This is a genomic window from Pseudocolwellia antarctica, from assembly GCF_049933045.1.
GTDB lineage: Bacteria > Pseudomonadota > Gammaproteobacteria > Enterobacterales > Alteromonadaceae > Pseudocolwellia.
The window spans coordinates 1,713,181-1,732,575 of record NZ_CP187926.1; the positions used below are offsets into that span (position 1 = coordinate 1,713,181).

At 36.9% G+C, this 19,395-nt stretch carries 16 protein-coding genes; all 16 read right to left on the minus strand.

The window, feature by feature from the left end:
- Window positions 1-246 precede the first annotated feature (246 nt).
- The 16 genes from pelG to ACPUVN_RS07610 all read right to left on the minus strand — a co-directional run bounded on the left by pelG (window position 247) and on the right by ACPUVN_RS07610 (window position 19,383).
- The gene (gene pelG, locus ACPUVN_RS07535; RefSeq protein WP_426357204.1) at window positions 247-1,614 is read right to left on the minus strand and encodes an exopolysaccharide Pel transporter PelG; all 1,368 of its coding nucleotides are present in this window, start codon (window positions 1,612-1,614) and stop codon (window positions 247-249) included.
- The gene (gene pelF, locus ACPUVN_RS07540; protein ID WP_426357203.1) at window positions 1,602-3,116 is read right to left on the minus strand and encodes a GT4 family glycosyltransferase PelF; all 1,515 of its coding nucleotides are present in this window, start codon (window positions 3,114-3,116) and stop codon (window positions 1,602-1,604) included. The genes pelG and pelF overlap by 13 nt, the downstream gene beginning before the upstream one ends.
- Window positions 3,109-4,080, minus strand: a complete 972-nt coding sequence (locus ACPUVN_RS07545) for a hypothetical protein (RefSeq protein ID WP_426357202.1) — start codon at window positions 4,078-4,080, stop codon at window positions 3,109-3,111. Before ACPUVN_RS07545 ends, pelF begins: the two co-directional genes overlap by 8 nt.
- Before the next feature lie 16 nt (window positions 4,081-4,096).
- Window positions 4,097-5,548, minus strand: coding sequence for a PelD GGDEF domain-containing protein (locus ACPUVN_RS07550; protein WP_426370365.1), 1,452 nt, complete (start codon window positions 5,546-5,548; stop codon window positions 4,097-4,099).
- Window positions 5,548-6,063, minus strand: a complete 516-nt coding sequence (locus tag ACPUVN_RS07555) for a hypothetical protein (RefSeq protein WP_426357200.1) — start codon at window positions 6,061-6,063, stop codon at window positions 5,548-5,550. Before ACPUVN_RS07555 ends, ACPUVN_RS07550 begins: the two co-directional genes overlap by 1 nt.
- 10 nt (window positions 6,064-6,073) lie before the next feature.
- Complete coding sequence (locus tag ACPUVN_RS07560; RefSeq protein WP_426370366.1) at window positions 6,074-9,577, minus strand: tetratricopeptide repeat protein; 3,504 nt, start codon at window positions 9,575-9,577, stop codon at window positions 6,074-6,076.
- Window positions 9,570-12,344, minus strand: a complete 2,775-nt coding sequence (locus ACPUVN_RS07565; RefSeq protein WP_426370367.1) for an endo alpha-1,4 polygalactosaminidase — start codon at window positions 12,342-12,344, stop codon at window positions 9,570-9,572. The genes ACPUVN_RS07560 and ACPUVN_RS07565 overlap by 8 nt, the downstream gene beginning before the upstream one ends.
- Window positions 12,345-13,032: 688 nt before the next feature.
- Window positions 13,033-13,221 (minus strand): hypothetical protein, encoded by a 189-nt coding sequence (locus ACPUVN_RS07570; RefSeq protein WP_426370368.1) that lies wholly within the window; start codon window positions 13,219-13,221, stop codon window positions 13,033-13,035.
- Between the two features lie 68 nt (window positions 13,222-13,289).
- Window positions 13,290-13,904: an urease accessory protein UreG gene (gene ureG, locus ACPUVN_RS07575; protein ID WP_426357196.1), complete on the minus strand. Its 615-nt coding sequence runs from the start codon at window positions 13,902-13,904 to the stop codon at window positions 13,290-13,292.
- Window positions 13,905-13,968: 64 nt separating this feature from the next.
- The gene (locus tag ACPUVN_RS07580) at window positions 13,969-14,682 is read right to left on the minus strand and encodes an urease accessory protein UreF (RefSeq protein WP_426370369.1); all 714 of its coding nucleotides are present in this window, start codon (window positions 14,680-14,682) and stop codon (window positions 13,969-13,971) included.
- Between the two features lie 68 nt (window positions 14,683-14,750).
- Window positions 14,751-15,248 carry an urease accessory protein UreE gene (ureE, locus tag ACPUVN_RS07585; RefSeq protein ID WP_426370370.1) on the minus strand — a complete coding sequence of 166 codons (498 nt, stop codon included), beginning with the start codon at window positions 15,246-15,248 and terminating at the stop codon, window positions 14,751-14,753.
- 99 nt (window positions 15,249-15,347) lie between these two features.
- Window positions 15,348-15,791, minus strand: a complete 444-nt coding sequence (tnpA, locus tag ACPUVN_RS07590; RefSeq protein ID WP_426357338.1) for an IS200/IS605 family transposase — start codon at window positions 15,789-15,791, stop codon at window positions 15,348-15,350.
- Between the two features lie 245 nt (window positions 15,792-16,036).
- Window positions 16,037-17,740 carry an urease subunit alpha gene (gene ureC, locus ACPUVN_RS07595; RefSeq protein WP_426357193.1) on the minus strand — a complete coding sequence of 568 codons (1,704 nt, stop codon included), beginning with the start codon at window positions 17,738-17,740 and terminating at the stop codon, window positions 16,037-16,039.
- A gap of 1 nt (window position 17,741) precedes the next feature.
- Window positions 17,742-18,083 (minus strand): urease subunit beta, encoded by a 342-nt coding sequence (locus tag ACPUVN_RS07600; RefSeq protein ID WP_304368448.1) that lies wholly within the window; start codon window positions 18,081-18,083, stop codon window positions 17,742-17,744.
- An 11-nt stretch (window positions 18,084-18,094) separates the two neighbouring features.
- Window positions 18,095-18,397 (minus strand): urease subunit gamma, encoded by a 303-nt coding sequence (gene ureA, locus ACPUVN_RS07605; RefSeq protein ID WP_426357192.1) that lies wholly within the window; start codon window positions 18,395-18,397, stop codon window positions 18,095-18,097.
- A 74-nt stretch (window positions 18,398-18,471) separates the two neighbouring features.
- Window positions 18,472-19,383, minus strand: a complete 912-nt coding sequence (locus tag ACPUVN_RS07610; RefSeq protein WP_426357191.1) for an urease accessory protein UreD — start codon at window positions 19,381-19,383, stop codon at window positions 18,472-18,474.
- Window positions 19,384-19,395: the final 12 nt, after the last annotated feature.

The following is a 19,395-nucleotide window of genomic DNA, read 5'->3' on the forward strand; positions in this document are numbered from 1 at the left end:
ATTTAACTTATACTCTAGCTTGATAGTTTTTCTTTCTTCAAGGCAAATTTCGCGTCAATAGCTAGCCTATTGCAAGTAAATTTAACGATGAAGCAAGTAAAAATAGCTGTTAGAGAAGAATATATTAAACCGAGTTCAGGTTAGTTATTTACACCTTTTAAGATTTATAGCCAGTAAAACTAAAAGCCACTGACATTCATGATGAATGTCAGTGGCTTTTTTGTCTCAAATCAACAGCGAGCTCACTTAGTCTTGCAACATAAAGGTTTGATATTCTAAGTTCTTAAACTGTCCGTTTAGCTGAATTAGCCCCATTAACGTGGTGGTTAGCATGGCTAAAGTAAAACCATAACCATAAAACGCAGGCCCTAAGTAAATACTGATTTGAGTAAAGACATAATTGGTGATCACTATACAAGTCACTAACGCTAAAGCTTGATGCCTTTTATCTAAATAGAACATTACATTAAGAATTGCCATAACTAATACTTGTAAGCTTACGCCTACTAAATCAACATACAGTAAGTGTAGGTAAGCAGCATCAATACCTAAGGCTTCTAAAATATCTTTTGCCCATAAAAGTAATAACGCGAGTGTAATACCTTGAACCTTAAATATTTGATAAATACTCTTTTGACAGTCATCAACCATACGTTCTTTTAGAATATAAATAGATTGTAAAGTACCGCCCTCACGCACTGTTTTATAAAAGTTCTCGCACGACTGTGCAAAGTCAGTTTCCATGTGCAGCATAAAAACAGCCATGCCTGGAATAATAGCTAAGTAAGCTAAAAATATCGGTAAGTCATAAATATACGAAGCATAGAATATATCAATAACTTGAACATTTAATACAGGATTCATCCAAAAGCTAAACTTATCAATCCATACGCCAACGTTATATATAACGCCACATAAAACGAGAGAAAAGAATATTTTATTGGGATTTAAAAAATCAAAAGCCACTAGTTTTTTCGATGGAAAATAACGTAAAACAAAGAACAAAAATACAAAGGTGATCAAACCTTGGCTAAAGGCGAATACACTTAATAACCCTAGTAAACCGAAAGAAGCAAATACTAAGCTGCCTAATATCATTACGCCATAACCCGCTAATAACGTGGTTAATATGCGATAGTATTGTTTCATTCCACTTAAAAAAATGATGATAAGCCATAAGTTACACAAGACTACAAACGAGGTTAGAATAGCGATTTTTATTGCAGGCGATAACTCACTAAAACTGAGTAAACCACCGCCCACTAACACGGCTAAAATACTGCTAACCACCATACAGCCCAATAAATTAGGGGTAACAGCTTCTTGGTTTTTACTAAAAAATTGATCGGCTATAAATCGCGTGAGCATGAGCTGAAACATACCACTTAATATTAAAGAACCTGCCATTAAGTAAGTCACAATAACCAAAAACTGAACAACGACGACGTCTTCAGACACATTACCTATACTTAAAACACCAATAACCATCAGCGCAACAATAGATAAAACCCAAGGACCAGAGCTTACAATACCTGCTAAACCGTAAGCTTCAAAAAGAGATAAAAGTGTATTCTTTTTGAGGATTTTTTTTAATTCAAAACCTATTCCTGCCACGAGATTTGTTCCTTATAAATATCTCGATAAGATTGATACATCATCTTTTCAACATAATATCTTTTTACACGTTCACGACCGATATCGCCCATTTTTCGCCACTGCTCTGCATCAGACAGAATATTATTAATAGCGACAGCTGTTACGTTAGGTGAAGCAATTTGAATGATTTCACCACACGCGCCTAACGCTTTATCTTCAGGCGACATGCCATAAACAATTTCTCTGCAAGAGCCAACTTCAGTCGCAATACAAGGAATTCCACCTGCCATACCTTCCAATAAAACTAAAGGCTGAGCTTCGCTGATCGACGTTAAAATAACCACGCCTACTTTAGGTAAAATTTCTTTAATGTTTTGCATACCTAAAAACTTAATCTTGTCGGTTAAAGACAAACTGTCGACTAAGGTTTTACATTCTTCGTAATACTCTAAATCTTCGTCTGCGGGACCTATTACCCAACCTTCTAGGCTTGGATCATTATTAATGGCTACACGCATACTGCGAATAAAGGTTTTAATATCTTTTATTGGTACAACACGACCAATTAAGCCCACCACTTTAGGCGGCTCTAGCGGTCGTAAATCATAAGCTTCTATAAAGTGGTCATAGTTAATGCCATTAACAACCACATTGGTTTTATCTGCTGGTGCGCCATCAGTAATTTGACGTTGGCGATTACCTTCATACAAGGCAATAATTTTGTCCGCTTGATGATACGCCGTTAAACCAAGTTGCTCGAAAAACTTGATCCAAGTACCACGTGTCATTTCTATTTTTTTATGCAAGCTCGCGTCAAATGCACTATGCCTGCTAGGTATCCAACTGGCTTGGCTCAAATCAATTTTACGTTCTTTGGTGTAAATACCATGTTCGGTTAATATAAAAGGTTTTTTAGTTTGTTGATGACACAAGGCCCCTAAAAATCCAGCATAACCTGTAGAAATACTGTGATATACCTTACATTCTGGTAGGTTCTTGGCTATTTTTGCCAATTCAAAGAGTGGCGAATATATGTTTCTGTAAGTCCAAAAGAAATCAACAAATGAATGACTTCCCCCAAACTCGGTATAAATCTCAGTCAATACTTTCCATGATGCTTCGCTGTATAAGAAGTCATCTACACTGAGTTTTTTCTTATCACCTAAATTATTAAGAATGTCTTGTAGCAAGGCATTGTTAATAGGTTTATCAGTATTTTGAAAGTAACCTAAAATCTGTTGAAACAAGTGAAATGCATACGAGTTACCTTTACGCGGACTAGGTTTAACTACTTTAGATTTTTGTAATAAGTAGTTCATTTGAATGCCAACAACGTTATCAGGCAATTCGTAAACCATTTCTTTGTATGAACTCGCATCACCACCTAAAAATACTAAGTAAAAATTGTATTCAGGTAAGCCGCTAATAATTTGATGTACCCAACTTGAAACACCACCACGAATATAAGGATAAGTCCCTTCAAGCAACAAGCATATATCTATAGGTTTAGAATTATTCATTCCAAAAGCTCCTTAACTCACTTAACGAATTACCTTGTTTTTGCGGTAAATACATCATGTATTGGCGAACTTTAGTGTAGTTTTTCATCATAAAGGCTGCTTCAGCTAAATAAGGTGCCACTTGCTTCATTAATAAACCGCCTTTAAGGGCTTGCTCTAAGGAGTCTATGGCTTGTGAATAATCTTCTTGGGCGAGTAATACTTTGCCTAATAAAAGGTTAACTTTAGGCAGAGGTTCGTACGCGCAGGCTTTTAATAAATACTCTCGTGCTTTGACTAGGTAATGATCTTTTAAAGGCGATTCAGCTAAACCTAAATAATACAGCTCCCAATAGTTTTGAGCGATTTGATGTGCAGTTACGGCGGTAGGCTTTTGTGCAAGTTTCTTTTGCAGATGTTCAATAGTTTCGTTTATCTTAAATTCTATTTTATCGAGAGAAGAATAAGCCAATAATCGAACATCGTCTGATAAGTCATTAAGCGCTATTTTAAATAACGGAATAGCTTCTTTTTCAGGTAGGTAACGAATTGCGTTAACAGCCGATAAACGTTGGTCTTCATTATCTGTGAAAGATAGAATGCCACGTAAAGATCCGAGTCCGTAGCTCAAATTATTTGGCGCTTCAGGAGATTTAGGCAGCACTAATTGTTCTATGCTGCGCCATTCATAATTCTTCTGCGGTTTAGGTAAATTTAGCGCTAAAACAAGAGAAAACACTAAACCTATCATGCCGATTATTGGCATACAAAAACTGATCACTAAAACAAAACTTAACGAGGTTATGCCATGCTTTTTATGGCTTGGTGATAAAAATAACCAACATAAACACGTAAAGCATAAACTCGCTAAACCATGAGTAATAAAGTAATACAACCAACTACCTTCAACGAATACATCGAAATTGATCACATAAAGGCTGAGAGACTCTAAAATTAGAGTTAACAATGAAAGTGTAAATATCATTTAATAATCTCTATTTTTAGGCTTTAATGTTCATGAAGTCGTTGGTAATAACTGTTTTGTATAGCTTATTATTGCCATCCGTTTCAGTTTCAATATCCGCATTTATATTAGCTTTAGCAGGCGTGTCACCTAATGATGATAAAACTTTAAACACGTCGTCAGACTGGCCAAAAGCAATGTAAGGACCTAGCATTTGTATTTGTCTAACATCCGCATCATATTTGTGTTTTACAACACTGAGTAATCTATCAATAAACTGTTTAGCTTCGAACACTGTTGTCATTGGTAAAAGCGCGACCATGGCATGTTCGCCTTCAGCTGTGTAACAATTCCAGTAAATGTCAGCGCCACGTCGATAATCGATAAATTTCTTGATCGGTAGGTTTTGCTCTCTACTTTTATCAACAAAAATAACCAATGCGCTATCAGCACCATAATGTTGTTTATTAAAATGTAGTTGCTCTAAATACTGATTAAATACCTTACCCTGCTCAGGTTTCAAAATAGGCGTGTATAATTTTTCAGACATGAAGTTAGCCATGTAACTCGCCACTAAAGAAATAAGCGCTAAGTTGGCATCAGTAAGCGCAACAAACTTCACTTTTTCAGCTAATACAACACCTTGCAATTTATTGTACGAATCAACAAGTGGAATAACTAGCTGGTAATGTAATTCTGCGTCTTCAAAGTCATGAATGTTAGCAGGCGTATAAATACGTTTTTTGTCTAACATTTCAAGCAACATAGGATCGTCTAATACTAAGCGATGCTCTTTACCTATCGCGCTAATACAACCTTTTTGGATGTGATCGTCTTTAACTAAATAAATCCCCGCTTCATACATACCGACAACATCAGATAATATATGTAAACATTCATCACCTAAGCTTTCTAAGCGATTATCAACTTTAGCTAAGGCAGTTTTTTGTAGAATTTGAATACTCGTACGCAAGCTCATAATCTTACTTGCTGCACGCTGTTCCAATTGGTCGTGAGATATTTTTAATAAGTAATAACTTTGAGTGAAGCTTTGTAACTTCTGCTCCATGTAACGATAATTCATCTCGTTATTTTTAATCGATTTACGCCAATAATCAGTGAATTCACCCGTTATCATCACGATAAGACCACTACCGATAAGAATAGGTAAACTGAAATTGATATCTGGAAATGCAATTTTCTGAAGTAAAATCATTGCTACCGTCATAAAAGCAAAACATTGAAAGCCTTTAGAGAAACCATATCTTAGGGCAATAAGAATTGGCCCTAACATCGGCCAAAAGAAATAGTTTTGTGCGGTGTTACCTGATTCACGATCTATAAAAAACCAACAAAGCAGCGACAAAACAGCAACAATAGCACTTTCAATAAAGGCCATTTTGTCGTTCTTCAAACCTACAAGTATGCCTTGCATTAATTTACGACCTAATTTGTTTGTTTTCTTTTTAGCTTTCATCTGTTTTTTCATTAGTGTAAATCTAACTCTTCAACCATTTCACTGATCACTTCCATACCTGTTTGAGCTAAGTTTTCTCTGCCCCAACCGTTACCTGCACCCGTGCCTTGCCATAACAAAGTATTGGTTTTAGCATCGGTAATTTTTAAGGTAATGCCAACTGATGGCTCTGCATCTAATCCGCTTTTGTATTTCCACTCAGCCACTGAAGCCGTAACAATGTAATCTGCTTTTTGCCCTACTAACCAGGCTTTAGCTGCTTTTGATTTAATAGAAGGATCAAGCACAATATCTAACAAGTTAAGATCTGTTACTTCATAAATTTTAATATTCACATCTTCTTCTTTAAAAACAGATGTTGTTATCTCTTCCGCTTGCTCAGACGCAAATGCAGAACCTGAATAGTTATTAAATGGCATAACAACCCATTGCTTTTTACTGTCTAGCTTTGGGCTGTCAGGTAAGTTATATGAAGAACATGCTGCTAGCATTAGAGCTGAGGCTCCCACCAATAAATATTTAATCATCTGTTTTCCTTTAAAATGTTAAGTAGTAACCGAGAGATAAATTGACATTTTTATCACCTCTTTTGTCTGCCGACTGCCATAAAGCAGACATATATAATTCGTCGTTTCCAAACACAGGAAGTCCTATGCCTGTTTGAATATCGAACACCATTTGGTTTTGTACAAAGTTGTAAGCAATTGCCGTACCTAACCAATAACTCGGGTACTGTGAGATAGCACCAGGAATACCTACATCGCCGTTGCTGATCCTTTGACCTATAGAAAATTGTTGGTATTTACCTGCAATAAAATCATGACCATATAACGGTCGATTAATTTTTAGTTCTCTTGCAAGCTCCAATAATGGCTCAGGACTTTTATCCGACTTTTCATAAACGTATTGTGCGTACACAGACCAACTTGGGTGATTATAAAAAATAGCTTCTTGGGCTTTTACTGAAACAGACAAGTTATTGGCAATGTCTTCACCAAATAAGCTTTTATATTTCTGGTAGCTCACTTGAGCGCTTATTGTTTCTCGATACGTTGGATTTAAATAAACAGTGGCAGAAATGGCATCTTTCTTACCAAACATCATCATGTTTCTACTTGTAGTCGCATCCATATTTTTAGAAGCACCTGCGGCTAAAGAAACGTATTTTGAAAATTTGTATACTGCTTCGACTTCAATACCTAAAGTGGTTTTACTAAAACGGTTATCTAATAAGGCTGTAATTTCGGATTGTAAACTGTCGACCGAGAAACCATATTTACCTTCAAGTTGCTGAACATCAAAAGATATATCTCGGGTTAGCAGTTGTTGAGGTCCACTGTCGATATCACGCGCAAAAAGTCGAACATAACCATTACCCAGAGGCTGATAATAACCGAGTTCGTTTTGCGTTAAGTCCCATTGGCTAAAGCTTTTATGCTGGAAGCGTAAGGCATAAACTCTTTCTTGATGGATACTCGATAAACCACTTAACAATAAAGGATACTCTGTGGTTTTATCTTCTTTTTCAATTGCCTGAATACCGACTTCCCAAGCAAGTTTCTTTTCACCTATATTATTCAATGCTGCTAAACGCTCACCTGGAGTTAAGAATAATGAAATCTTAACCAACTCAAGCACTCTGGAAGGATTACGTTCTAATAAGGCGAGTTGTAGTTCAGCACTATCAGGTAAATCGTAATTTTTTAGCCATGAAGATTTCAGAAGAAAACGCGCTTTTTCATGGTTTTCTTGGCCAATGTAATAATATAAAAGCTCATGAGCTTTTTCTTTACTCGGATCGTCTTTTAACGCTGCTTCAACCATACTTGATGCGATTGATTCACCAATGAATATAGAAGCAAGTGAACGATAAGTTCTATCGCCATTAGGTAATTTAAAAAGTTCTTTGGTTAAATGGCTCGCAACATGTTTACGAATAATGTTGGCACTGAAACTATCATCGAGTCTTTCTAATACGTTAGCTAAATCTAAAAGCTCTGCAGGTATATTTTTATCGTTATTAATTTTTTGGATATACCAAATCTTAGCGTCTTCGTATCGACCTAACATATTAGAAGCTGCAGCAAATGCTGACCATAACTGCGGAGAGTCAGCGAGTGTTGATTTATACTTTTGGTAGATCTCTTCTAAAGTTTGTGTGTCTTTTCTTTCAATGTTTAACCAAATAAGTGATTCAATGGCTGACTCATCAGAATCGTTACTGGCTAACATACCTTCTAGATAGCTAGACGCTTCATCAAACAATTTATGTTTTATTGCAAACTGTGCTTTAAGAATTAAAAATGAGTTAGGTAAAGTGCCTTGATACAATTGCACAAGGTTCATAGCCTCTAAAAATTTGGTTTCATCTTTTTCTTTTATCGCTTGAGCAGCAAAAACTTCTAATACGTTTAAGTTGCCGGTTTTTTTATAGAAGTTATAAAACAGTTCACTGTCTGCCATTTCAATAGGAGAATGTGCATTAATAAACTTTGATGGATCAATGTTTTCAATTTTCTGTAATTTTTGAATACGTTTAAGAGCAGATTTGTCTGATACATACCAAGCTAATGACGATACTTTTTCGAAGTAATCATCGTCAGCCTTCTCTATGTCTTTTACTGAAGTTAATACGGCTAAAGACTTTTCTGGTTGCCACATTTTTTTGTAGGCATCAGCATAGTAATTCACATCTTTAAAACTTAACGGTGTTTTACTGGCTATACTATCCCATACGTTACCAACTTCTTCGTAGCTTCCTACGCTGTGATAAAACTTAACCAGCTTTTGTAACAACGGACTTGATTCTTTAGCGTCACTCAAAATTTCTTCTAGTTGAGTAATAACTTTATGAGCGCCAATAGCCTTTTCAGCATTATCTAACCAAAGATCATACTCGTTAACGAGTAATAAGCCTTTTTGACCTAATTGATGATAGAAATGACTAAGGGATGCTAAATTTGAGACAGCTGAAGCTTCTTCAATACCTGATCGTAGTTGCTTCTCGTTTAGGTTAAACTGCTCGAGGCGATGAGTTATTTCTAAAGCCGCTTCTGGATCACCCAACCATCGATTATATTGATGTAGAGTAACTAGGTACGCTTGTTTATTGTTATAACTAATGGCTTTTTCTAATAAGCTGGCAGCTTTGTCTATATCGCCTTTTTGTGCAAATAAACGTGACGCATGCTCGTAATTATTCTCTGTTTCAAAAAGCTCTGATTTAGTTAAAGCCAGGCTTGAGGCTAAACCTAATCGCCCTCCTGCCAACAAAAAGTTAATAGACGTCGAGTAATATTGCTCAGTGAGTTCCTGACCTTTATCAAACAATAATATTTCTGCTTTACCTTTATCCCATTCACTTTGTATCAGGTATAAGCTCAATAATTCACTTAAACTCTCTACATTAGTATTTAGTTTGTATTCAATTTCTTGTAACTCTATAGCGTAATCAACATTATTAGACTGTAAAGCTAAATTAATAAGTTCTTCGTAAGAGGTTATGTCTGAATCTTTGTACTGTTTAAGTATGGCTAACGCTGTAACTGGCTCACCTATTTGTAAGGCGATATCAGCAAATAGACGTGATAAGTCAGCACTCGGAATTGAATGCAGTTGATTAATGAATAAGATAAGGTCTTTTCTTAACTCTTGATGTAAACCTGGCTGTGACTCAGTTGTTTGACTGATAAGTTTTATACTTGAGTCGGCATAAATACGCTTAGCTTGCCATTGTGTTATTTCATCTTGAAATTTGTTGAATGGCGTAATCGCATTAATAGCATCTTGATACCTACCCGCTTTGTTATAATTAATAGCGAGTGATAGCTGAACGGGAATATCAGCTTCATCTTGCTCTTCCAAAGCCTCTAAAAACGCGATAGCAATCTCAGGTTCTTTAGAATCATCTAAATGTCCTAGCAATACCTTTTGATCAGGAAGTAAAAATACCAATAGCCCAACAACAACAGCACCTAAAGTGAATAAGGTTTTTTTGTTAATTAAACGGGTATGTTTAAGTGGTGCGTTTTCATCAACCATTTTTACACTCCAACGTAGCTGTAAATGTACCCGCTTTTGGCGAAGTTAAATGTAAGTTATTGCCTTTGATTTCAACCGTAAATTCACTTTTGTTATTAACGAATTTACACTGTTTACCTTGGCTGATCGTCAAGTTTAATGGCATGTGTGTCGTGACAGAAAATCGAACCGACTTATGACGCTGACAGACTTGTGTTACTTGCCATGTATTGATAACACCGTTCACATTCTTTAAGTAAACAGCCTTTGATTTATTCGATGTAAAACTAAGTGGTGTTCTCGTTTTAACTAATGAAACATAACGCCCGTCAGGTCCTTTGTTCCAACCAGCAACAGGTGTTGAGTTCAGATTAATATGTGCAAAATCATCTGATAACCTTAACGTGTTAACACCAGTAGAAATGATCAAAAAATCGTATTCGTTATTAAGTGGTTTACCTATCCCTGTTTCATACAAAGTACGCGCGCGTTCAGCATATTCACTTAAATAAAGCGGTGTAGATTCTTGGGTATAGGTCCAATCGTAAATTTTTTCTAAAGCTTCAACTGAAGACGGATATACGCCTGAATACATGTGGTAATAAATGCTGATGGACTTAAGACGTTTTGGGTAACCTAGTAGCTCAAAAGTTTCTATAACACGTGCATAGCCTGAATAGTTTTCAGTCCATAAGTTGGTATAAAGATTTTCATTAATGACTGGTGCGTATACTTGCACAGCATTTTCGTGCCACATTAAATGAGGAAATACTTGAGCAATAGAATCTTCCCCGTTAACCACAAATGTACTTCCGCCATTTACGTTTAATAGATCATATTGCAGGGTTTTTTCTATAATATTTTCAGTAGGATCGGCAACCCCTGACCATAAAAGCATTTTAACTTTTTTGCCTTTAGGTGCTAATTTTTCATTGATGTAATCTACGCTGCCAAATATCTCTTTATCATAATCAACGGTGTAACCAGGAATGGGTAAGGAGTCGCCATACTGCTTTTCACCTAGGTCAACACGATCATCCCAAAAGAATGGATGGCTGTAGGTATGCGAAGCTATTTCAACATGCGGTAACTTAAAGGTTTCTCTAGCTATAGCTTCAAGCTCATCACTGTGTTCAGGATGTAATCCATCAGCACTTATCTCAGCTTCAATCACTGAAACGGTATGTGGGATAGTGTATTTTTTGAAAATACGTTGCAGCAAAACATCGGCAGAAAATGGTTTATCTGGCATCCAAGCACGTGACGGAAAACCATCACCATCAATATGTGCGGTTAAAATACGATTACCTGACTCTGTGGTGATATCAGGCACTGGAACTTCTGGTAACTGCAACACTAAGTCAAAAAAGGTGAAGGGTTCAAAGGTCCAAAAGTATTTTTCTAAATCAATACTTTGGATCACAGTCGGCTTTAACGCTACAGCTCCCCATGGCGCAGTTATTAAAGCGACTGATGTATTACCTAATTCGTCTTCTAAAATTAGCTGAGCTTGATTTTGATCGTTGGTAATTTTATAGCGAGGTAAATGTTTTAAAGATGCATTAGTAAAAGGCAATAACTTCTCAAGCGTCGCATGCTTATTTTTTACAGTTAACTTACCTGTAAACTCGCCCTCTTGTTCTATACCTAACTTATTTAAAAACACAGGGTTATAAGGTAGGTGATCTAAAATCACTAAACGTGTTTTACCAAACCAAGTATCTATCCATTTAAATATTTCTTTGTTGTACGAAACAGGCTCTAACCAAAACACGATGGCTTGATAACGAGTAGTGTCTATAGTCCTAAGGCTGGCTTCTTCAATCGCAACACATTCAGGAACATAACCTCTATATTCGATAATGGTGGATAATATTCGACTACAGTTACTTTCGTGTCGCAATACATCTTGGTTACTATAAAAGGTTAAAACTCGACGTTTAATTGGTTCTACCGTGCTAACACCAAACTGTTGCAATAAACCATCGCCAATGTATGGGGTAAAGTTATGCTTTAAAAGTGCTTTAGCGGCTGATCTTTGTTCAGCTTTGTAATTACCGTCAATATAGTCAATAACAATCGCTTCAATATTCAACGCACGAATTTCATTTAATCGATCGATTAACCATGTTTGACCTGCAGGATCTGTGTCGTAGTAGCTGTTCTCTGCAACGTTGTAGCCTTTGAATAAAGACTCAGCAACCACTCCTCTCGGCTTAAAGTCTAATTGAGAAACGATTTCGAACCCACGGTTCAATAGCAAGTTAGGTATTAGTTGATTAAGTTCGTTTAAGGCTTTAATTAAGCCTTGTTGTTGTAGTTCTTGAAATTCTGCATCTGTATTGGCAATTTTGTAGCTGTCTAAAGTATCTAAGAATAAGCCTGTAAAACCTTTAGCTTTGTATTCTGATGCTTTGCCCAGTAAATAATTTTTCCAAAACTCTGACGCCATATCCATAATGGCACTATCCCAGTCTTGGTTATGGGAAATGATGTATTGCTTAAACTCAGCTGAAATTTTTTCGCCGTGTAATTCACCAACACTTAAATAAGCAAAAGTTTCTACTTCACCTTCATGTAATTGTTTAAGTTGTCTTGAAGTAACCGCTGAAGGGGTTAATACCACACGTTCATAAACTAACAATTCACGTACTGAATCTACGTGCTGATAATAGAAAGAAATGGATTCAGGCGTTGGTTTGTTTATCGCACTTGAATTTGCAGAAAATAAAAAGCAGATAAAAACAAAGATGTTTTTATAAGGCGAATTAAAAGGCTTAAAAAGCAAGATCATTCCTTGAAATAACTAAGATATTCGTCGTTGTTTGTTTTCTAGTCTAAACAACTATTTATGTTACAAATTATAACATCTTATTTACATTTGAGGTAAGCTTAAATCAACTTTTTAGACTATATTTATTGTATGCAATATACATGAGTAAATTAGTATATTTAGTACGCTAAAATATATAATACCAAACGGATTTATTTATTGCTCACTTAGCGACAATTTAAGGCTTAGAGGCACAGGTTCATAGTTCCATACTGAACCTAAGCACCTACATCCATGTAGGTGAGGCATTGATTAAAGAGAATGGTTATTCTCGGTAACTGCTCCTGCGTTACCCTAATGTCCTACATCCATGTAGGAACCTTGTCAAAATCAATAACGCGGCATATGAGCCTTTAAATTCCCGCCCTTCGGGAGCTCATTAGCAAACTGATAACATCACAAAATTAAAAAAATATAGAATAACTATGTTTAATCAATTTTGCTTGTTCTAAGCTTGCTAATGTAGCTCTAAGTTGCTCAATAAATTAATCCGTTTGGTATAAGAATCAATTGAAGTTTCATCTGTATAAAGCAGAAATGTATAACAAAATAAGAGAGCTAAAAAGCTCTCTTATTACGATAACTTAGTTACTAATATTCAATAAACAGCATTATCAAATAAAATAACTTAATTCATTAATGGTTATTTCTTATTTTTAGATCTATACCACATAGTTGCTTTATAAATTACAGCAAACACAATGAACCAAAATACAATGTGAAAAGTAGCATGTAACAACCCCTCACCTAATCCGTGATCTGTATGTGCGAATGCTGATGTACTTGTAAACATTGTGATAAGTACGCTTAAAAAAATCATCATAGTTTTCATTTATATTTCCTTTACTAAATTAACTCAAAAATTGATGTAGACTCGTATCAAATACAGATAAAGCCACTTTATATCTTCAACATACCTTCACTTTCAATAAAGTCGATAATGTCTTGTAAGCCCTGTTTGGTTTTCATGTTGCTAAAAACAAATGGTCTGTCGCCGCGCATTTTCTTAGTATCACGATCCATAACTTCTAAAGATGCACCAACAAGCTCTGCCACATCTATTTTATTAATGATAAGAAGATCGGACTTAGTTATACCTGGACCACCTTTACGCGGAATTTTATCACCCGCAGAAACATCGATAACATATAACGTTAGATCTGAAAGCTCAGGACTAAAGGTTGCACTTAAGTTATCACCACCACTCTCAACAAGAACAAAATCTAAGTTCGGGTGTAACGCATGTAAATCGTCTATTGCCGCTAAGTTCATCGAAGCATCTTCACGGATAGCCGTATGAGGGCAACCGCCGGTTTCAACGCCCATAATGCGATCTTCAGCTAGAGCATTATTACGCGTTAAAAACTCAGCATCTTCACGTGTGTATATATCGTTAGTCACTACTGCCATATCGTATTTGTCGCGCAGTGCGATACATAGCTCTCTTAATAAAGCTGTTTTACCTGAACCAACAGGTCCGCCAACGCCAATACGTAATACTTGTTTCTTTTTCATAATATTCTCTTTTTAAACTCTTGTTTATTTCACTCAATCTCAGCAAGCCTTTAGTGAAGACGAACTAAGATCTAAATAATCGGGTGTATTGCGTTTCATGCCATGCACTTGCCATAGCTAAACGCGGTAAACTTGCGCCAATCTCTTCATCTTGCAAACTATTGGCGAGCTGAATAGACGCTTCTACTTTTTCGGTGATGTTGAATAATAAATTCTGTGCCTGAGTTTGACCTAAAGGAACAAGCTTGGTTGCCGCTGCAACTTGGTTATCAATATACGTCCAACAATAACCACTTTGGATCAGCATTAAATCTAATTTAAATAACGAACCAATTAAAACAAAGGCACTGACAAAACTAATATCACTACCAATATTTTCAGCATCAATTAAGGCTTGGTATTGTTCTAAACCTTGCTGAATTTCGGGTGAATCTAATTGCTTTAATAATCGAATAAGTGCTTTACCCATTGCCACATCAGCAAGGTGTAATTCGTTACTTTCTCGACAGGCAATTAGGTGCTGATTCCATGTAATAAAAGCTGAGGTATCATTATTTAAAAGGGCTTTATATTGACGCTTAATTATTGCTAAATCTGTACGGGCAATTGACTGAGATAAATTCAACTCAACCCAGTTTAAGGTTGAATCCGAATCACTAATCCAGCCCATTTCAACGGCATACTCTAAACCTTGTGAAAATGAGAATCCACCGACAGGCAAGTTAGCACTACACAGTTGTAATAGCCGATTAAATTGTAACGCGTTATGATTTATCAAAACGCACTCCCCTTACTACACGTTGATTTTATTATATTTAAATAGAAGTTAAACATATAACAACAAATCTAATGTTCATGAGAGTGAGCATCAGAATCACCATGAGAATGGCTATGTGAATGTCCATGAGAATGACCTCCACTCTTACCATAAGCACCACTTTCAGGTTCAAAAACTGCTGGAGTACGGTTTATCTTCAAACCATAATTTTCAGCTAATTCTTCCAACACATAGTCAGGTTTAAATCGCACCCAAAGCTCACCGATTTGCAAAGACGTATGACGATTTCCTAAGTGATAACACACCTTACAAAATGACAACCAATCTGTTGCAACAGCAGTGGAAACTTCTTCCGCTTCACCCTTCACTTCAATCAATAAACCGCACTCAGTTTTGAGTACCTGACCGATCAATAATGGATGACCACGTTCAACAAAAATCCCAACATCCTGACCTTTATCAGTTACACCTTTAATGCGCGCTTTTTTTCGCGTGTCTTGATCTAAGGTGATGGAATCAGAAATTTCATCGTGCGTGTGATCGAGTCTTTCATATACTTGTAACATCTACATTCCTAATTTATTTCTAACTAAGCTTTTCTTTTGTACTAACCAATGGCAAAGAGTTTTATTATTATAAAATTCTCGGCCGCAAGCGACCGAGTTTCAAAACAAGTTCAGTTGATCGCTATTAATTTCTTTACCATCTAATTCGATTAACTGTTCTTGAACATATTTCCTGATAACTTCTTCTGTTGCGTTACCAATCGTTTCAACAAAAAAGCTTTGTGTCCATAATTTACCGCCCCAGAAATACTGCTTTTTAATTTCAGGATAAATTCTAAAAAACTCACGAGCAGTTATACTTTTAATTATTTGCATAACATCGCTTGGCGACTGTTTAGGGATCCCTCTAATAACCATATGAATATGGTCACTCGGAATTTCTAACTCTACGATATCAATATCGTAGTCATATCCTACTTTTTGAATAATTGCTTTCATTGTTGAACGATAGGGTTCAATGAAGACTTTGTGTCGATACTTTGGTATCCACACAAAGTGGTACATTAATCTAAAGACATGATGTGTATTTCTTTGAAGTTCCATATGAAGAATAGCATTTACTGGGGTCCCCCCAGTATACACTATCCAGCACGGGGGCAAGCCCCCGAGATTTACGCTTCGCTAGTTAAAAACGATAACAATGCCTCTATTAACTTTCCTTCACCAATGGTAACTAGTTTTGATTATTACAAAGCCGTCGAGTTTTTAATGTTGGGAGCATAGTTTACCTATGTGACTAATATTAAAGACGATGACAATACCGTAATAATCAAAAATAGGATCCATTTTTAAAACAGCGTATAACGTTGGGCTAGAGGCAATATAGATGCCGGTTCGCATGTTAATAATTCCCCATTCGCCCTCACCTCATAAGTCTGTGCATCTACTTCTATCTTTGGCTGCCAGCTATTATGAATCATATCGTCTTTACCAATATTTCGAGTATTCTTACAAACCCCAACCATACGTGTCATACCTACTTTTTCAGGTACACCTTTATCTACCGCTGCTTGCGATAAAAAGGTCATCGATATCTTAGCTGTCGCTAAACCATACGAACCAAACATAGGACGGTAATACACGGGCTGCGGTGTAGGAATTGATGCATTAGCATCTCCCATTGGCGCTGCAGCAATAAAACCTGACTTGATGATCATTGCGGGTTTGATACCAAAAAATGCAGGTTTCCATAATACGATATCGGCTAGCTTACCTACTTCGATCGATCCTACTTCATGGCTAACACCATGGCTTATTGCAGGGTTAATGGTGTATTTAGCGATGTAACGCTTGATACGGAAGTTATCGTTACGCTCAGTATCGGGTGCTAAAGGTCCACGTTGTTGCTTATTTTTATGGGCTGTTTGCCAAGTACGTGTGATCATTTCACCAACACGCCCCATGGCTTGCGAGTCTGACGAAATCATACTGATAGCGCCTAAGTCATGCATTACATCTTCTGCGGCAATACTTTCTTTACGAATACGCGAATCAGCAAAGGCAACATCTTCTGGAATATTAGGATCTAGATGATGGCATACCATGAGCATATCTAAATGTTCATCTATGGTGTTGATAGTGTACGGACGCGTTGGATTGGTTGAAGACGGTAAAACATTCGGTTCACCACAAGCTTTAATAATGTCGGGGGAATGTCCACCGCCAGCACCTTCTGTGTGATAAGTGTGAATGGTTCTGCCTTTGAAAGCGCCGATAGTGTCTTCTACAAAGCCTGATTCGTTTAAGGTGTCGGTATGAATAGCCACTTGCACATCGTATCTTTCTGCAACCGTTAAACAGTTATCAATAGCGGCTGGTGTTGTGCCCCAATCTTCATGAAGTTTTAAACCACATACGCCTGCTTCAATTTGCTCTTCAATGGCTAGCGGTAAACTTGCGTTCCCTTTACCTAAGAAGCCAAAGTTCATGGGAAAGTCGTTTGTTGCTTGTAGCATTTTATGAATATACCAAGGACCTGGTGTACACGTTGTTGCGTTTGTACCTGTTGCAGGCCCTGTCCCACCGCCTATCATAGTGGTTACGCCAGACATTAAGGCTTCATCAATTTGTTGCGGACAAATGAAATGAATATGCGCGTCTATGCCGCCAGCTGTTAATATTTGACCTTCGCCAGCAATAACTTCAGTGCCAGGACCTACTTCAATATCAATATTGTCTTGAATGTCTGGATTGCCCGCTTTACCAATGATGGCAATACGACCATCTTTAACGCCCACATCAGCTTTAACTATGCCCCAATGATCAACAATCAGTGCGTTGGTAATAACAAGATCGACTGTTTCGTAACAAGACGCTTGGCTTTGTCCCATTCCATCTCGAATAACCTTACCACCACCAAATTTAACTTCTTCACCGTATTCGGTGTAATCTTTTTCAACTTCTAGCCACAAGTCAGTATCGGCTAAACGAACTCGGTCACCAACGGTTGGACCAAACATGTGAGCATATGAATGTTTATCAATAGTTGCCATTTTATAAATCTCCCTGCACTTCAGCTCTAAAGCCAAATACTCTGCGTTTACCACGATAAGCGATTAAGGTGACTTCGCGCTCTTGTCCTGGTTCAAAACGTACTGCGGTGCCTGAAGTAATATCGAGGCGATAGCCTTTAGTTAGTTCACGGTCAAACGTTAACGCTGGATTCACTTCATAAAAGTGATAGTGAGATCCTATTTGAATAGGACGATCGCCTGAATTGGCAACAGTCACTTTAAGTTGTTCGCGACCCACATTAAGCTCGCGATTACCGCTATCTGTTTTTATTTCGCCAGGAATTAATCTGCCTGATGTATTGATAGGTGAAGATGAAGACATTTGATGCTCCTTTACACGATAGGGTTATGAACCGTTACAAGCTTAGTTCCATCAGGAAACGTTGCTTCTACTTGTACTTCAGATAAAAGCTCAGGAATACCTTCCATTACTTGATCGCGACTTAGTAGTGTTCTGCCGTAATCCATCATTTGTGCAACAGTTTTACCATCACGTGCGCCTTCCATAATTTCCATAGAAATATACGCCATTGATTCAGGATAGTTGAGCTTAACGCCACGATTTAAACGACGTTCGGCTAATAACGCTGCGGTAAATAAAAGTAGTTTGTCTTTTTCTCTAGGTAATAAATCCATATGTTTCTCTTAGACTTTAATAGGCTTTTTAATAAAAGTAAGTTACAAGGTCAGTAAAGCTGATCTTATAAAAATTAAGTATGCCAAATTCTAGGTTCAATGGCTGACGCCTCGATAATAAGAGGACGTAAATGCTGCCATAACTTTATAAATAAGTGTTTACATTGATGCGCTTGCTCGCCTAAATATCGAATAACAAACAAACCTCTAATATCGGTAATACTAATCAACTCTTGGGCATTTTCAATATCAATAATGTCACGCAATGCTTCAATAATTTGTTTACGTTGTTTTAGCTCGTTTAATTGTAAAGGCGCATAAACTAGGAATGTACCAAATACGGGGTTACTAGCTAAACCAGCCATATGATGAAGTAACTGGTTCTTAGGTGAGATTTCTATACGGTCGTGATAAATAAGCGTATCACCACAATACAAACGGTTAAGCTGAGTGTATTGGCCTTTATTGAAATATTGATCTGAACTCGGTAAACCTAAACACGTAATATCCCAACCAAAGTAAATACTATTGTCACTCATATGCACATCAACAGTATTAAAACCGTCAGCACCTTCGTATACGATAGTTTCTTGTGGGAAGTTTTCAACTATAGCTTCATTAGCTAAATGTAATGAAGTAATTTGCGTTTGTTTAGTTTCACCGATTGATAAGTCTTCGCGAGCACGATAAAAGCGGTTAGCACCAGGTGTGGTCACTAAAACATGAGCTTGCTCTTCAATGTTTATTTCAACATTAAGCTCGTCACCCGAGACGATACCTGCAGGTGGATGTAGCAAGTATATATGGGCGCATTCTTGCCCTTCTGGGTAAAAAGCTTTTTGAACCGATAAAGGTCCTTTGCGCGATGTTGTTTTTAGTTGAGTTCCGTAGGCATTGTGACTAAACGTTAACGCTAATTTAGCCAACCATTGCCTAGGTTCAACTTTATTTGTTTCTTTTATAATCATTCGAGGCTTATTATTCACATATTTTTCATA

What these genes read in the sequence shown, in the direction of transcription:
- ureC (WP_426357193.1), bottom strand. Translation starts at nt 17,740, where the DNA reads ATGGCAACTATTGATAAACATTCATATGCTCACATGTTTGGTCCAACC.
- ureE (WP_426370370.1), bottom strand. Translation starts at nt 15,248, where the DNA reads ATGTTACAAGTATATGAAAGACTCGATCACACGCACGATGAAATTTCT.
- ureA (WP_426357192.1), bottom strand. Translation starts at nt 18,397, where the DNA reads ATGGATTTATTACCTAGAGAAAAAGACAAACTACTTTTATTTACCGCA.
- ACPUVN_RS07555 (WP_426357200.1), bottom strand. Translation starts at nt 6,063, where the DNA reads ATGATTAAATATTTATTGGTGGGAGCCTCAGCTCTAATGCTAGCAGCA.
- ACPUVN_RS07600 (WP_304368448.1), bottom strand. Translation starts at nt 18,083, where the DNA reads ATGTCTTCATCTTCACCTATCAATACATCAGGCAGATTAATTCCTGGC.
- ACPUVN_RS07570 (WP_426370368.1), bottom strand. Translation starts at nt 13,221, where the DNA reads ATGAAAACTATGATGATTTTTTTAAGCGTACTTATCACAATGTTTACA.
- ACPUVN_RS07550 (WP_426370365.1), bottom strand. Translation starts at nt 5,548, where the DNA reads ATGAAAAAACAGATGAAAGCTAAAAAGAAAACAAACAAATTAGGTCGT.
- tnpA (WP_426357338.1), bottom strand. Translation starts at nt 15,791, where the DNA reads ATGGAACTTCAAAGAAATACACATCATGTCTTTAGATTAATGTACCAC.
- ACPUVN_RS07545 (WP_426357202.1), bottom strand. Translation starts at nt 4,080, where the DNA reads ATGATATTTACACTTTCATTGTTAACTCTAATTTTAGAGTCTCTCAGC.
- ACPUVN_RS07560 (WP_426370366.1), bottom strand. Translation starts at nt 9,577, where the DNA reads ATGGTTGATGAAAACGCACCACTTAAACATACCCGTTTAATTAACAAA.
- pelF (WP_426357203.1), bottom strand. Translation starts at nt 3,116, where the DNA reads ATGAATAATTCTAAACCTATAGATATATGCTTGTTGCTTGAAGGGACT.
- ureG (WP_426357196.1), bottom strand. Translation starts at nt 13,904, where the DNA reads ATGAAAAAGAAACAAGTATTACGTATTGGCGTTGGCGGACCTGTTGGT.